This is a genomic window from Mucilaginibacter agri (assembly GCF_009928685.1).
Classification (GTDB): Bacteria; Bacteroidota; Bacteroidia; order Sphingobacteriales; family Sphingobacteriaceae; genus Mucilaginibacter; species Mucilaginibacter agri.
In genome coordinates, this window is record NZ_WWEO01000039.1 from 253,385 (window position 1) to 266,560 (window position 13,176).

A 13,176-nucleotide genomic window follows, 5' to 3' on the forward strand; every position below is an offset into this window, starting at 1 on the left:
TTAGTAGTAAGGAGTTTTTAAATAGTCACAAACCTGTAAGTGGTTTACCAGCAGGCCTGTAAAGTAAAACTACATATTACGAATATTAAATTCTGATAAAATAGAAATAACGGACTAGAATTACCTGTCCGTTATTTTTATTTCTTCTAGAGAAATTTTAATTAAACTCTTTCGAAAGCTGAAAAATAGAAAGCACCTTCAATAGCTGCATTCTCGTCAGAATCAGAACCATGTACTGCATTAGCCTCGATAGACTCTGCAAAACGGTTACGGATAGTGCCTTCTTCTGCTTTTTTCGGATCTGTTGCGCCGATCAGTTTACGGAAATCTTCAACAGCGTTATCTTTTTCAAGAATCGCTGCAACGATTGGTCCGCTCGACATAAAGTTTACCAGGTCTTTGTAAAAAGGGCGGTCTTTATGTACCGCGTAAAACTCACCTGCTTTTTCTGGGGTCAGTGCAGTAAGTTTCATAGCTTTTATGCTGAAACCGGCTTTGATGATCTGGTCTAAAATACCACCGATATGTCCGTTAGCAACGGCATCGGGTTTAATCATTGTAAAAGTTTTGTTATTTTCCATTGTGTCGCAAAATTGCCGCAAAAGTAACTTTTTATGCTGATAATTAAAGAGTTTAAGGTAAATAAACGTAATTGCTATTTAATTTATTTAATTAGCTTTGCACTTCGTTTTTTTGATTAATGTTAGATATTACAGCGCTTGCCGACCTGTTGTCGCAGCCTAAAAAGATAGTTATTACTACCCATCATAAACCAGATGGCGATGCATTAGGCTCGTCGTTAGGTTTATATAATTATTTGATCCAACGTGGCCACCACGCCAGAGTAATTACTCCGACAGACTATCCACAATATTTTGAGTGGATGCCGGGTAACGAGGATGTGATCATTTACACTGACCATGTGGAGCAATCTAACGAGCTGGTTGCCGCAGCCGACATTATTTTCTGCTTAGATTTTAATACCCTAAGCCGTATTAACGAGCTTGGCGAGGAGGTTGGCAAAAGCGATGCATATAAAATAATGATAGACCACCACCTGGAGCCTCAGGATTTTGATGATTATCGTTACTGGAATATCAATGCCTGTGCAACAGCCCAACTCGTTTATGATTTTATTGCCATAGAACTTAATGATAAGGCCCTTGTAAATAAGGATGTGGCCACCTGTTTATATACAGGTATAATGACCGACTCCGGCTCGTTCCGTTTACCCAATACAACATCTGCAGTACACCGCACCGTTGCCGACCTTATTGATGCAGGTGCTGTAAACTGGCGCATACACGAGTTGGTATACAATAGTGCTACCGAAAATCGTTTACGTTTTCTGGGGCACTGTTTGGCTAATAAATTAGAGGTGTTGCAGGAGTTTAACACAGCTATTATTACGGTTACCAGCGAAGAGTTAAAGCAATACGATATTAACACCGGAGATACCGAAGGAATTGTTAACTATGCACTTTCGATTTCAGGTATCCGTTTAGCGGCATTTATCGTACAACGCAAGGATAAGGTGAAGTTATCTTTACGATCTAAGGGAGAATTTCCGGCGAACGAGATCTGTAAGAAATATTTTAACGGCGGTGGGCATCGCAATGCAGCCGGCGGGGCATCAGATGATAGCCTCGAAAATGTAATTGCACAGTTTAAATCAATTTTACCAAACTATAAAACACTTTTAATTCAGTAAATAGAAATGAAAAAAAACTTAATGGTTTTCGCGGTTGCGGCTATTGGCTTGGCCAGCTGTAACGGTGGATTTAAAAAAGGAGATGGCGGGTTACTTTACAATATTGTTGATGATAAAACAACACCTGTTATTAAAGGCGGCGACTTTTTGAGCGCAAATATCATCACCAAAACCGATGGAGATTCTGTACTATATAGCAGCTATGATGCCGGTAAACCGGTAGCATTCCCAATGCCGGCTAAACTACCTTACAAAGGTGATGTTTATTCTGCATTATTGATGATGAGCGAAGGCGATAGCGCGGTTATTAAAATCAATGCCGATTCGTTATTTAAAAAGAACTTACCTAAGCCTCCAGGCTTTAAAGGTAAATACATTATTTACGAAGTTAAGATCAACAAAGTAATTCAAAAAGGTACTTTAAGCGATCAGGTGTTTGCAAGTAAAATTGATGACTACTTTAAAGCAGAGGCTGAAAAAGTTAAAGGTTTAGAGCCGGGAAAAATTTCTAAATACATTGCCGATAACAAACTTAACGTTACCAAAACAGATTCTGGCTTATACTACCAGATAACCACTCCGGGTAGCGGTCCGCTGCCGGTTAAAGGCGATACTGTTGTAGTTAACTACACCGGTAAATTTTTAAACGGTAAAGTATTTGATACCAGCGTTAAATCTGTCGCCGAAAAAGCTAAAATGCTTAATCCAATGGCTCCATATCAGCCAATCCACATCCCGGTAGGTGTTGGTGGTGTTATCCCTGGTTGGGACCAAGGCTTACGCCTGTTAAACAAAGGTGCAAAAGCAACTTTCGTAATCCCGTCTAGCCTTGCTTACGGCGAGCGTGGCATGCAGGCTATCGGCCCATACACTCCGCTTACTTTCGACGTAGAGATTGTTAATATTATTAAGCCAAACCCTAACGCACCTAAACCCGTTGTGCCTCAATTGCCAGGCCAGCCAGCCGTTAGATAATTAAAAACTAACTAAAGGCCGTGTATTCAAAATACACGGCCTTTTTTCTGAGATATGATGAAAAGGATTCTTTTATACGCATTTGGTTTTGGTTTGCTGGCTACCGCCGCAAAAGCACAAAACACCACTATTACCCCCAAAGGTGCGCAGTACCAATTGCTTACGCATAATGCAGGCCCACGTATTAAGCTCGATGATATTGTTACTTTTCAGGTGATAGAGAAAACCGATAAAGATTCGGTATTATTCAGTACTTATACAGCAGGCCACCCGGTACAAATTAAATGTCAGGGTTCGCAAAATGTTGCCGATATGATGGATATATTTCCATTGTTAACTGTTAAGGACAGTGCTTTGGTGCGTGTGCCTGTTGATTCTGTATTTAAAGGCCACGAAACAGAACGCCCTCCATTTTTACCTGCTAAAAGCTTTATCACTTTTGTGCTGAAGATAGAAAAGGTACAATCTATGGCAGAAGCTATTGCCGAAAGAAATGCCGGTATTGCTAAAATGCAACAAGGTGAGGTTGTGGCGGCTAATCAATACATTGTTGACAATAAGCTGGCTGTAAAAACTACTCCAAGTGGTTTAAAATATATTATTACCCAGCCATCAACAGGGCGTAAGCCTGTAGTTGGCGATACCTTGTTGGTGAACTACACAGGCCGTACCCTAAGTGGTAAGGTTTTCGATTCTAGCATTCAAAGTGTAGCGCAGGCATCGGGCTTACAACAGCCAGGCCGTAACTACGAGCCTATTAAGGTTATTGTTGGTCAGGGCCAGGTAATACCGGGTTGGGACGAAGGCTTACTATTGTTAAACCAAGGTTCTAAGGCCACTTTCATTATCCCTTCAACCTTGGCATACGGTGCTCAAGGGGCGGGCGAAGACATTGCTCCTTACAGCACACTGGTATTTGATGTTGATTTGGTAAAGGTTAGCCCGGCGCCGCATAAGGCACCGGCAGCAAAACCAGCAACGGCGGCTACTTCAGCTAAAAAAACAACCACTGCAACCGCGAAGAAGTCGACCACTGCGAAGAAGACAACCAAGCAATAAAATAATTAACAAAAAGCCTTCTGCCAATAACAGAAGGCTTTTTACATTTGCAGCATGGTATTAACCGATACGCATACCCACTTTTATTACGAAACAGATGCTGCCAAGCAAGCCGAAATGCTGCAACGCTGTTTAGATAACCAGATCTCCCGACTGTTTTTACCCAATGTTGATGCTACTTCGGTTGGATTGATGTTTAACCTGGTTGACCGCTGGCCTGAAAATTTCTTTCCGATGCTAGGGATTCATCCCTGCGACGTAAAGGAAAACTGGGAGGCGGAGTTAGCGCAGATTAAGGCATTAGGGGTTGGACGTAAAATTTACGCCATTGGTGAAATTGGGATAGACTTGTATTGGGATAAAACCTTTTTGCCGCAGCAATTACAAGCCTTTGAACAACAGATTAATTGGGCAAAGGAATTAAACCTGCCCATCGTGATCCATTGCCGCGATGCTTTTGATGAAACTTACGAAGTGTTGCAACGCTTAAATGACGATAAACTTCGTGGTATATTCCACTGCTTCTCCGGAACGGTTGAGCAAGCGCAGCAAATTATAGACCTGGGCTTTTACCTCGGAATAGGTGGGGTAGTAACCTACAAAAATGCGGGACTTGATAAAGTTGTGCAGCAAATTGATCTGAAACACCTCGTTTTAGAAACAGACTCGCCGTATCTTACACCCGTACCATTTAGAGGAAAACCTAACGAAAGTTCTTACCTGCGATACGTGGCCGAAAAAATTGCCGACCTGCACCAGGTAGATGTTGCCGAAGTGGCCCGTGTTACTACTGAGAACTCGAAAAGCATATTTGCGATATAATGTGCTTTGTTGACTTAATTTTTTAATTTTATCGCCAAACCTGATAATACATGTGCCAGATACTGATCATTTATACCGGAGGGACAATAGGTATGATGAGCGATCCCAAAACAAAAGTGCTGAGGCCTATTAACTTTGAGCAAATCATGGATAATGTGCCCGAGTTGGAACGATTGAACTGTCGGATCAAGGTGCATTCTTTTGATGAAGTTATCGATTCGTCCAATATGAATCCAGCCATCTGGAGTAAGCTTGCCGGGCTTATACAAGATAATTACGACGATGTAGACGGTTTTGTGATCCTGCACGGGTCAGATACGATGGCCTTCTCTGCATCGGCATTAAGCTTTATGCTCGAGAATTTGGGTAAACCGGTAATCTTCACCGGTTCGCAATTACCCATCAGCGCCATCCGTACCGATGCTAAGGAAAACCTGATGACTGCCATTGAGATTGCCAAAGCAAAGAAAAATGGCGTTGCGCGCGTGCCAGAGGTTTGTATTTACTTCGATTATAAATTATTCCGCGGTAACCGCTCGTTTAAATATAACTCATCAAAGTTCGAGGCCTTCCGTTCGCCAAACTATCCGATATTGGCGGAGTCGGGCGTGCATTTGCGCTTTAGCATCAATGATATCCGTCATCCTAAGGAAGATGGCTTGATTATTCATAAAAAACTGACCAGCGAAGTTGCGGTGTTAAAACTTTACCCGGGCATTAGCCCTAAAGTGGTAGAGAACATTCTAACAGCCGACGTAGGTGGTGTGGTAATGGAAACTTTCGGCGCGGGTAATACCAGTACCGACCAATGGTTTATAGACCTGTTGAAACAAGCCATAGACAGCGGTAAAGTAATTGTTGATATTTCGCAATGTAAGGTGGGTACGGTTGAACTTGGCCGTTATGAAACCAGCAAACTGCTTAAAGACATCGGTGTTGCCAACGGTTACGACATGACTTTCGAGGCTGCCATCACCAAAACAATGTATCTCTTAGGCAACTACGACGATCCTAAACTGGTTAAAGAGTACCTGGAAACGGATTTAAGAGGTGAGTTAACAGTATCGTAAAGTAGCCGATATTTACCCAGCCGTCATGCTGAACTTGTTTCAGCACCCCACAGGACAGATAGTGAACTATGCATTCTGCTGACTTTCAATAACGCACAATCCGTTTCCATTCGGAAGGGTAGCGTAAGTTATGAATCGTTAGTGGATGTACTTTTTCTTTTTCCGCAAAAGAAAAAGTACCAAAAAGAAAACTAGTGGCTGCTCGATTTTCTGTTAGAGGTTGTGCTGTGGCTTATGTTGTGGTTCCCGAAAATCAAGAGGCCACATGGATTCGTTATTAAGGGTTCTTCGACGACAATTACTGGTACTTATTATTCGCTTTAATTGTCGTTTGGGAACGCTAGCGTAGAATCTTCCTTTGGTTGCTGCGTCGTTCTTAGCAGATTTAGCGCTATTTGAGCTTCATGTGGATAATCCTTTATATTTTTTAATGCGAACTCCAGTTCCTTAGTGGTAAGGCTTTTGAATTTCTGGTTGTAAAAATTCACCATCGTTTTTTGTTTAATCCTGACTTCATCTTCACTCGGGCCAAAACGTGCTTTGTACGTTTTGCTTATTGTCGATCTATTAATCGCGGAGTAACCTATGGCGAGTAGAAACATGCCAGGATTGATACCTATTGAATATAATAAAGGGCGCTGCATTAATTGTATGGCTGATCCTAACCAAATAGTCTCAACGGTAAAATTTAGAATATTGAAAGCGGCCAATACTAACAAGATTAAAATAGCATGTTTTACATATTTATACTTGAACAGCTTCATTAAAACAACTAGAATCCAGCTTCCAAATCCTAAATAGGTATTAAGCGACAACATAAAGTCGCTATTGAAAAATCGAAACAGTGTTTTCCCTATCAAGATGCCGATTAGGGTTAGAAATATAGCATCGGCATATGCGGTTATTTTATTTGAGGACGTCGCTTTAGGTGGCATAGGTTGAAAGCATTACTTTCAAAATTAAAAATTAAATAGACTTTTTTGATGTGTCTCTTTTGGAGGTTGCTTCGTTATCGCTCGCAAAGACGGATTTAAAGAGTAATTTACTTCTCCACCCCATTCAAAAACTTCCTCACCCCTCCGATAAAATCCTTTGGGTTATCCTGCAATTTATGGTGCCCTGCGTTTGGTACGATAACTATTTTAGATCCTTTTACCATTTTCTGAAACTCATACATGGTTTCTGGGCGGGCTTCGTCAAATTGGCCGGCTATAAAGAGTACGGGTTGGGTGATTTGGTGGAGTTGGGGGATGCGTGTCCAGTTTTTGAGGGTACCTGTGCAAGTAAACTCCGTTGGTCCCCACATGTAATTATACACTTGGGTGTTAAAGCCTTTTGATCCTTCGCAAATTGGCGATGGCGGTGTAACTGATTTCCTATGGTCGAGGTAGCGGGCGTAAAACGAATCTGTGGCTGCTACGTAGGAGGCTGACTGGTATTGTTTCAGGTCTTCGTATTTGTGGATGGTATCTTGTAGATACTTGGGCATTTGGCCTAATAAAATCTGCGCATCTTTGATCCAGCGTGTTGTACCTAATAAGGGCCCGGAGAATATAACCGACTTAACTCCCACAGGTTTCCGGGTTATCATATATTCGGCCACTATAGCTGCGCCCCACGAGCTGCCTAGAATATTGATCTCTTTTAAATTCAATGCTTTTCTTAAAGCCACAACTTCGTCTACAAAACGCGGGAGCGTCCACAAGGTGGTATCGGTTGGGCGATCTGAAAACCCCGATCCAAGCTGATCATATAAGATTACGGGACGATCATTGCCAACCGGTGTATATCCGGCTACATCGCCGCAACTGCGGCTACCGGGGCCACCATGCAAAACCAAGAGCGGAGTTCCATTGCCGGTACCAATTACTTTGTACCAGATACGACCTCCTTTTACCTGTACATAGCCTTCGTGCGGTTTCAACGTTTGGGCATAGCTAAGTTGGGTAATTATTAGTAAGGCGATAATCAGTATCAGGGTTCTCATTTACGCGTGGGTTAATCAGCATAAACCTAATGAAATTAAAACATAACAAAAAAGGCCATCCCAATGATAAGCGGGATGGCCTTTCCATTATTAGTGGTTAATTTATTTATTCAAGCGATTTATTGATTTTCCGGATAGCATTACGAAGCTACTGTCGCTCATATTTAATTTAAAATCATCAGCATAACCGTTACGGATGTTTAGGCTGCTGTGGTCAAATACATCAGCCTTAATATGTTGAAAATTGATCTTTTTAGGGCCTTTATAATCGTCAGACATTTCGAAATTAGTAACGCACGAGTCGCGCTGTACAATGTTAAACGTATCGAAATTGTTGTTAAGCGTGTGTATAAACAGGTTTGATCTTCCGGTTAAATTAACGTTCAGATTTTTCTGTTTGATATCTGAAAGTATCATGGTAACATCAGAACCATCTACCGACAATAACTCCGGCGAAAATATGCGAACGAGAGAATTGCTACGCTGCCAATCTTTAACGCCGGCATCTTTAGAGGTTTCTGCCAGGCTAATGTAAAGGGTATCGTCCTTAACGTAAGCTCTAACTGTTGTGTCTTTTTTGTATTCTTTCCAATAATCTGATACTCGTACTGCCGGCTTGTTGCTTGGCTCAAACTCAATTTGGGTTACATTGCCACCGGTCACTTTAACATGCTTAAATGGTTGAGATAAAATGGTTTTATAATCCCAGTACTTATCGTTTTTGTCGAGTTTGTCGTACTTGTTTTTAAGGGCAAGGTTAGTGGCAAACAAGCCCACTGTAATTAATATCAGTGTAACCAGCAGTATCATGGTGCTTAGCTTTAAAGCTGTTCTTTTAAATATCATGATTGCGTTTCTTTAAAGTTTTGATTGATGAATTGATCGTAGCGCCCTTTAATATCTTCTACCGACATGTTGAGCAGGTACATATTTCTAAAAAAAACAGGCAGTTCGGTTTCTATAAACTGCTCTTTTCTAAAGGCTACTACCCGTTCGGTAGCGCCTTCTGCTGCAAAGTAGCCCACACCGCGTTTGTTAACTATAATCTCGCGCTGCTGCAAAAAGTCGTAGGCTCGCTGCACCGTGTTGGGGTTTACTTCCATTAACACGGCCAGATCACGTATACTTAATATCTTGGTGCCCGGCGGCCAGCTTTTTAGCAGTATCTGCTCGCAGGCATACTCGGCTATTTGCAGGTATATGGCTTGTTGTTCTCTAAATTCCATGTTAAATTTCTTTTTCGCGCAGGCGTATGTAAACTGTTACCCATAAAATAGCAGGTATAATAAACTGGGTTAAGTTGTCGGCAAAATCCTTGATGTATTGCGGGGCATCAACCGTTCTGTAATTGTTGGTAAGCTGCAAATTGACCGACCAAAACGGATTAGCCGAGCTAAGGTTGTTAAAAAACAGACGGGCGATAAGGTAATTAGCTAAACCGATAAAGGCCATGGTAGCTAATACCGTTAATGCCGTTTTAACCAATCCCGCCCTGTTGTAATATAGCGAGCCCAATAGTGCAGCACCAGCAAAGTTTGCAAAAAGCATGTATGAAAATTTTGGTAACCGGCCATCGAAGGCGAATATCTGTGCCTGGCTATAAAAGAATTGATAATGCGCATCGTTTTTATTCAGGCGACTATGGTATAGGTTAATAAATGAAAAATCCATCAGGCGGTAAAATCCTAAAAAGATGATAGTAAACATTACGCCGACTATAGATATTCCGCAAAGCCACTTTTCTAAAGATGAGGCCGGAAGCATCAAATATGCCGCGCCGCTTGCGTTGGTGGTAAAATGCGCGAAAATAACGGAGGCCAATACGATGCCGCCTCCCACATATCCCCAGATAAAGGCCGTTGCATGTGCGGCTTCCCATTCTCTGAAATAGGCAAAAAACGAATAAAAGCCTAACGAAACAAGTAACATAAGTGCCATGAGCCCTAATAATTGGGCTGGTCGTTCGAGGATGGTTTTCTTAAATAATAAGGTAAACCTGTAGAGGTCAAAAGTGTCTTTCATGCTGATAAGGTTTGAGTGGTTGAAAATATCTGTTTAGCCATTTCGGGATTTTCTACAATGCCATTGAAAAGAAATTCGAGGTTTAACTTCGAGTCCTCGCCCAGGGTATTTTCCATTACTACGGCGTTACCTTGCAGAGTACGTTCTTTGTACAGCACCCTCGCACTTTCGGGTATTTCTGTTACGGTTTTAAAGCAAAGTTTATCGGTAATGTTGCCCACCGAGGCATGAAGCAACAGGTTGCCACTATCCACAATGATAATGTTATCTATCATGTTCTCCAGATCGCGTACCTGGTGGGTGGAGATCATGATCAACCTGTCTTCGTTCATTACCGATGCTATCAGTTTTCTGAACTGCGATTTAGAAGGAATGTCAAGCCCATTAGTGGGTTCGTCCATCAAAATAACATCTGTATTGCAGGCCAGCGCAAATGCAATCACAAACTTTTTCTGCTGCCCAAAGGATAGCCTGTTAAGCTTGCTGTCGGCGTCAACCTCTAGCTCACGCAGGTATTGATAAAAGCTATCGATATTGAATTTTGGATAAAAAGGAGCAAAAAGGTTTTGATACTTTTTAATGGTTAACGGCGGTACGTACACATCTTCTGCAATGTAGTAGATGGTTTCTAAAAACGAAGGCTGCCTTTTATAAGGATGTCTGCCATTAATGGTGATGCTACCATTAACCGGGAACAAGGTGCCCGCCATGTTTTTTAACAGGGTTGATTTACCCGCGCCGTTTTTGCCAAGCAGGCCGTAAACGCCGCCGCTTTTGAGTGATAAGTTTAGGTTTTTGTACAGCAATTTTTTGCGACTATAACCAAAGGATAAATTTTCGATCTCTATCATTAGTGTATTAGTTAAATAGTACACTATAAATGTAGGGCTAAAATTTACACTTCCAAATATTTTGTAAAATAATTTTAAATGAGGCTGTTATAAGCAAAAAAAGCCATCCTGAAGATTACAAGGATGGCTTTTTAATATTTAGTCGCTCGTATATCAATTCAAAATCTGCTTGCGGAACTGCATCGGGCTAAGGCCCACTTCTTTTTTAAACAGCCTGGAAAAGTAAGGGAGATTATCAAATCCTAAAGAGTAGGCAGTTTCGGCAATATTATTATCCGAGCCTGTTAATATGTTTTTAGCCTCCGAGATCAAAAAAATATGGATCAGTTCCATCGCAGTTTTGCCTGTTTCCTGTTTCAGTAGATCGCTAAGGTAACGTGGAGATAAATTTAATTCTTCGGCCATAAAGTTAACTGTTGGTAGGCCCTTGTCGAGCAATTTGCCCTTTTCGAAATAGGTGGAAAGTGCGCCATTAAATTTCGACACCGTTTTGCCCGAAACTGCATTGCGGTTCATAAACTGGCGTTTATAATACCGTTGCGAATATTTCAACATCGAATCGATATGACCTAAAATAATATCGCGGCTATATTCGTCGGGGTTGTTATTGCATTCAGCTTCTATTTTCGAATAAAGCTCCCACATGGTTTGCTCCTCTTTGGGCGAGAGATGCAATGCCTCGTTGGTTTCATACTCAAAAAAGCTGTACTTCTTTATTTCGTTATGTAAAGAGTGGCCGTTTAAATAGTCTTCATGGAAAAGTAACAGAAAGCCATCTTCCTCAAATTCCAGATCTTTCAGTTCTACTACCTGGCGTGGCTTTACAAATGACATCGAACCAGAATCATGATCATACCTAGTACGACCGTATAAAAACATGCCCGACTTCATTTTTTTGAAGCCGATCATATAAAAATCGGAGGTGAACTCTCTATTGCCTAAACTACAGGTTTGGTTGCAACGAATAGGAGCCAATAGCGGATTTTCGGGCGGTTCGAAGCCGTTATATCTGGTAAGTTCTGTGAGGCTTTTAAAATGTTTCATGCTTTCTGGTCATTTAAAATAAAGCAGTATCAGTAATATAAAATTACTGATACTGCGCTGGTACATGGTCGTACCCTTGTAAATTTATGATGCTTATTTACCGTGAGCTGCGGTTGATACGTCGGCCCATTCTTCCCATTCAGCTAAGCGGCCTTCATAAACCTGTTTAACCCAAGGTAGGGCAACTTTACCTAAAAATAAACGTAATGGAGGGTTTAGAGAATCTACCAGTTTCAACACTGCGTCTGTAGTAGCTTCAGGAATGCCGAATGAATCTTCGGTGAGCCCTGCCTGAAATGCATCTCTAACAGGTTGGTAAACATCCATAGGCGTTGTTTGAATAGCCGATGGACCGGCCCAGTCGGTAGAGAAACCATTAGGTTCAATTAAGGTAACATTTATGCCGAAGCTTTTAACCTCCGCAGCAAGGGTCTCGCTAAAGCCTTCTACCGCAAATTTAGAGGCGTTGTATATACCAAGTATAGGTAAGGTAGCCACACCTAAAACGCTCGAAACCTGGATAATGTGACCATGTCCTTGTTCGCGCATGATCGGTAAAGCGGCCTGCGTTAACCATAGCACGCCAAATACGTTAGTTTCTATCTGGTCGCGTGCTTCTTGCTCGCTGGTTTCTTCAATAGTGCCAAATAAGCCAAAGCCTGCGTTATTGATCAACACATCTACAGAGCCAAAATGTTGTTTGGCTTTATTGATGGCAGCAAATGCTGCATCCCTGTTATTTACATCCAGCTGGATTGGTAATATCGAGTCGCCGTAGTTTTGTACTAAGTCGTTAAGCGTGTCAAGGTTTCTGGCGGTAGCTACCACTTTATCACCACGTTTTAAAAATGCTTCTGCCCATATTTTACCAAATCCGCGTGAAGCGCCTGTTATAAAAATTGTTTGTGCCATTGTTTTATTTGTTAATGTTAACACAAAGGTATAGGTGGCTTGGCAGCGAAATTTATACATAAGTACGGAGTGCTGATACAAATCAGCGAAGGGAGGAATAATCTGGATTTATCTGAAAAAGTAAGCTTGTTTTTCTACCAGAAAAACTCGTTAACTTTATAATTACCAAGCAATATCAATTATGCCCTATGATAAATTTTTAGCTGAACGCCTGCGTATGGCGCTTGCGCGCGTACCCAATATTGTGGTAGAAGAGCAATACAAAATGGGAGGGGTTACCTTTATGGTTAATGATATTATGTGCACCCGCGCACATCGCAGCGGCGGGATAATGCAGCGATGTCTGCCCCAGCTTACAGACGAGCTTGTTAAAAATGCCGGCGTGCAACGGATGGAGATGCGCGGTAAGCCGCTAAAAACGGGTTGGTTATTAATTAGCCCCGAAGCAGTTGATAGCGAAGCAGAATTTGAATTTTGGTTAGACATAGCGCTGGAAGCTGGAAAGGTGGCAAAACCATCAAAGAAAAGAACCGAGTAGGTTTATCAGCACGATTTTAAAACATTATACCGCTTTAATTATTATTCTATTTATGGCCGCCACGCTGCGGTAATCCATTTTACATTTCTTGAATTTTGTTTTTATAAAAATTATTAAATTATGATTGTTTTTTGATCATTTTTATAATGTAAATTATTGCTAAATTTAAAAGATGTAATAAAAGT

15 protein-coding genes are annotated in these 13,176 nt (G+C 41.4%); 6 read left to right on the forward strand and 9 right to left on the reverse strand.

Annotation, left to right across the window (positions count from 1 at the left end; genetic code table 11):
- Window positions 1-161: 161 nt before the first annotated feature.
- The gene (locus GSY63_RS05480) at window positions 162-581 is read right to left on the reverse strand and encodes a nucleoside-diphosphate kinase (RefSeq protein ID WP_166584816.1); all 420 of its coding nucleotides are present in this window, start codon (window positions 579-581) and stop codon (window positions 162-164) included.
- Between the two features lie 119 nt (window positions 582-700).
- Here GSY63_RS05480 and GSY63_RS05485 point away from each other — a divergent pair, with 119 nt between their 5' ends.
- Genes GSY63_RS05485 through GSY63_RS05505 form a run of 5 tightly spaced genes read left to right on the forward strand, consistent with a single transcriptional unit; the run spans window position 701 to window position 5,637 of the window.
- Window positions 701-1,711, forward strand: coding sequence for a DHH family phosphoesterase (locus GSY63_RS05485; RefSeq protein ID WP_166584817.1), 1,011 nt, complete (start codon window positions 701-703; stop codon window positions 1,709-1,711).
- 6 nt (window positions 1,712-1,717) lie between these two features.
- The gene (locus GSY63_RS05490) at window positions 1,718-2,686 is read left to right on the forward strand and encodes an FKBP-type peptidyl-prolyl cis-trans isomerase (protein WP_166584818.1); all 969 of its coding nucleotides are present in this window, start codon (window positions 1,718-1,720) and stop codon (window positions 2,684-2,686) included.
- 54 nt (window positions 2,687-2,740) lie between these two features.
- Window positions 2,741-3,745 carry an FKBP-type peptidyl-prolyl cis-trans isomerase gene (locus tag GSY63_RS05495; RefSeq protein ID WP_166584819.1) on the forward strand — a complete coding sequence of 335 codons (1,005 nt, stop codon included), beginning with the start codon at window positions 2,741-2,743 and terminating at the stop codon, window positions 3,743-3,745.
- Window positions 3,746-3,799: 54 nt separating this feature from the next.
- Complete coding sequence (locus GSY63_RS05500) at window positions 3,800-4,567, forward strand: TatD family hydrolase (protein ID WP_166584820.1); 768 nt, start codon at window positions 3,800-3,802, stop codon at window positions 4,565-4,567.
- A gap of 50 nt (window positions 4,568-4,617) precedes the next feature.
- Window positions 4,618-5,637, forward strand: a complete 1,020-nt coding sequence (locus tag GSY63_RS05505; RefSeq protein ID WP_166584821.1) for an asparaginase — start codon at window positions 4,618-4,620, stop codon at window positions 5,635-5,637.
- Window positions 5,638-5,957: 320 nt separating this feature from the next.
- On the opposite strand, the gene GSY63_RS05510 is transcribed toward GSY63_RS05505, so the two are convergent.
- The 8 genes from GSY63_RS05510 to GSY63_RS05545 form a co-directional block, all read right to left on the reverse strand.
- On the reverse strand, window positions 5,958-6,572 hold the full coding sequence (locus GSY63_RS05510; protein WP_166584822.1) for a hypothetical protein: 615 nt from the start codon (window positions 6,570-6,572) through the stop codon (window positions 5,958-5,960).
- 107 nt (window positions 6,573-6,679) lie between these two features.
- Window positions 6,680-7,624, reverse strand: coding sequence for a proline iminopeptidase-family hydrolase (locus GSY63_RS05515; RefSeq protein WP_166584823.1), 945 nt, complete (start codon window positions 7,622-7,624; stop codon window positions 6,680-6,682).
- A 102-nt stretch (window positions 7,625-7,726) separates the two neighbouring features.
- Window positions 7,727-8,470, reverse strand: coding sequence for a hypothetical protein (locus tag GSY63_RS05520; RefSeq protein WP_166584824.1), 744 nt, complete (start codon window positions 8,468-8,470; stop codon window positions 7,727-7,729).
- Window positions 8,467-8,850 (reverse strand): GntR family transcriptional regulator, encoded by a 384-nt coding sequence (locus GSY63_RS05525; protein ID WP_166584825.1) that lies wholly within the window; start codon window positions 8,848-8,850, stop codon window positions 8,467-8,469. The genes GSY63_RS05520 and GSY63_RS05525 overlap by 4 nt, the downstream gene beginning before the upstream one ends.
- Window position 8,851: 1 nt before the next feature.
- Window positions 8,852-9,646, reverse strand: coding sequence for a hypothetical protein (locus GSY63_RS05530; RefSeq protein ID WP_166584826.1), 795 nt, complete (start codon window positions 9,644-9,646; stop codon window positions 8,852-8,854).
- Complete coding sequence (locus GSY63_RS05535) at window positions 9,643-10,497, reverse strand: ABC transporter ATP-binding protein (RefSeq protein ID WP_166584827.1); 855 nt, start codon at window positions 10,495-10,497, stop codon at window positions 9,643-9,645. Before GSY63_RS05535 ends, GSY63_RS05530 begins: the two co-directional genes overlap by 4 nt.
- Before the next feature lie 153 nt (window positions 10,498-10,650).
- Entirely contained in the window at window positions 10,651-11,541 is an 891-nt protein-coding gene (locus GSY63_RS05540; RefSeq protein WP_166584828.1) for a helix-turn-helix domain-containing protein, read from the reverse strand.
- 93 nt (window positions 11,542-11,634) lie between these two features.
- On the reverse strand, window positions 11,635-12,453 hold the full coding sequence (locus GSY63_RS05545; RefSeq protein ID WP_166584829.1) for an SDR family NAD(P)-dependent oxidoreductase: 819 nt from the start codon (window positions 12,451-12,453) through the stop codon (window positions 11,635-11,637).
- A 181-nt stretch (window positions 12,454-12,634) separates the two neighbouring features.
- On the opposite strand from GSY63_RS05545, the gene GSY63_RS05550 reads away from it, so the two are divergent.
- Window positions 12,635-12,991, forward strand: a complete 357-nt coding sequence (locus GSY63_RS05550) for a TfoX/Sxy family protein (protein ID WP_166584830.1) — start codon at window positions 12,635-12,637, stop codon at window positions 12,989-12,991.
- The last annotated feature ends 185 nt before the right edge of the window (window positions 12,992-13,176 follow it).

What these genes read in the sequence shown, in the direction of transcription:
- GSY63_RS05495 (WP_166584819.1), top strand. Translation starts at nt 2,741, where the DNA reads ATGATGAAAAGGATTCTTTTATACGCATTTGGTTTTGGTTTGCTGGCT.
- GSY63_RS05485 (WP_166584817.1), top strand. Translation starts at nt 701, where the DNA reads ATGTTAGATATTACAGCGCTTGCCGACCTGTTGTCGCAGCCTAAAAAG.
- GSY63_RS05515 (WP_166584823.1), bottom strand. Translation starts at nt 7,624, where the DNA reads ATGAGAACCCTGATACTGATTATCGCCTTACTAATAATTACCCAACTT.
- GSY63_RS05530 (WP_166584826.1), bottom strand. Translation starts at nt 9,646, where the DNA reads ATGAAAGACACTTTTGACCTCTACAGGTTTACCTTATTATTTAAGAAA.
- GSY63_RS05525 (WP_166584825.1), bottom strand. Translation starts at nt 8,850, where the DNA reads ATGGAATTTAGAGAACAACAAGCCATATACCTGCAAATAGCCGAGTAT.
- GSY63_RS05505 (WP_166584821.1), top strand. Translation starts at nt 4,618, where the DNA reads ATGTGCCAGATACTGATCATTTATACCGGAGGGACAATAGGTATGATG.
- GSY63_RS05500 (WP_166584820.1), top strand. Translation starts at nt 3,800, where the DNA reads ATGGTATTAACCGATACGCATACCCACTTTTATTACGAAACAGATGCT.
- GSY63_RS05540 (WP_166584828.1), bottom strand. Translation starts at nt 11,541, where the DNA reads ATGAAACATTTTAAAAGCCTCACAGAACTTACCAGATATAACGGCTTC.
- GSY63_RS05480 (WP_166584816.1), bottom strand. Translation starts at nt 581, where the DNA reads ATGGAAAATAACAAAACTTTTACAATGATTAAACCCGATGCCGTTGCT.
- GSY63_RS05550 (WP_166584830.1), top strand. Translation starts at nt 12,635, where the DNA reads ATGCCCTATGATAAATTTTTAGCTGAACGCCTGCGTATGGCGCTTGCG.
- GSY63_RS05510 (WP_166584822.1), bottom strand. Translation starts at nt 6,572, where the DNA reads ATGCCACCTAAAGCGACGTCCTCAAATAAAATAACCGCATATGCCGAT.
- GSY63_RS05545 (WP_166584829.1), bottom strand. Translation starts at nt 12,453, where the DNA reads ATGGCACAAACAATTTTTATAACAGGCGCTTCACGCGGATTTGGTAAA.
- GSY63_RS05520 (WP_166584824.1), bottom strand. Translation starts at nt 8,470, where the DNA reads ATGATATTTAAAAGAACAGCTTTAAAGCTAAGCACCATGATACTGCTG.
- GSY63_RS05490 (WP_166584818.1), top strand. Translation starts at nt 1,718, where the DNA reads ATGAAAAAAAACTTAATGGTTTTCGCGGTTGCGGCTATTGGCTTGGCC.
- GSY63_RS05535 (WP_166584827.1), bottom strand. Translation starts at nt 10,497, where the DNA reads ATGATAGAGATCGAAAATTTATCCTTTGGTTATAGTCGCAAAAAATTG.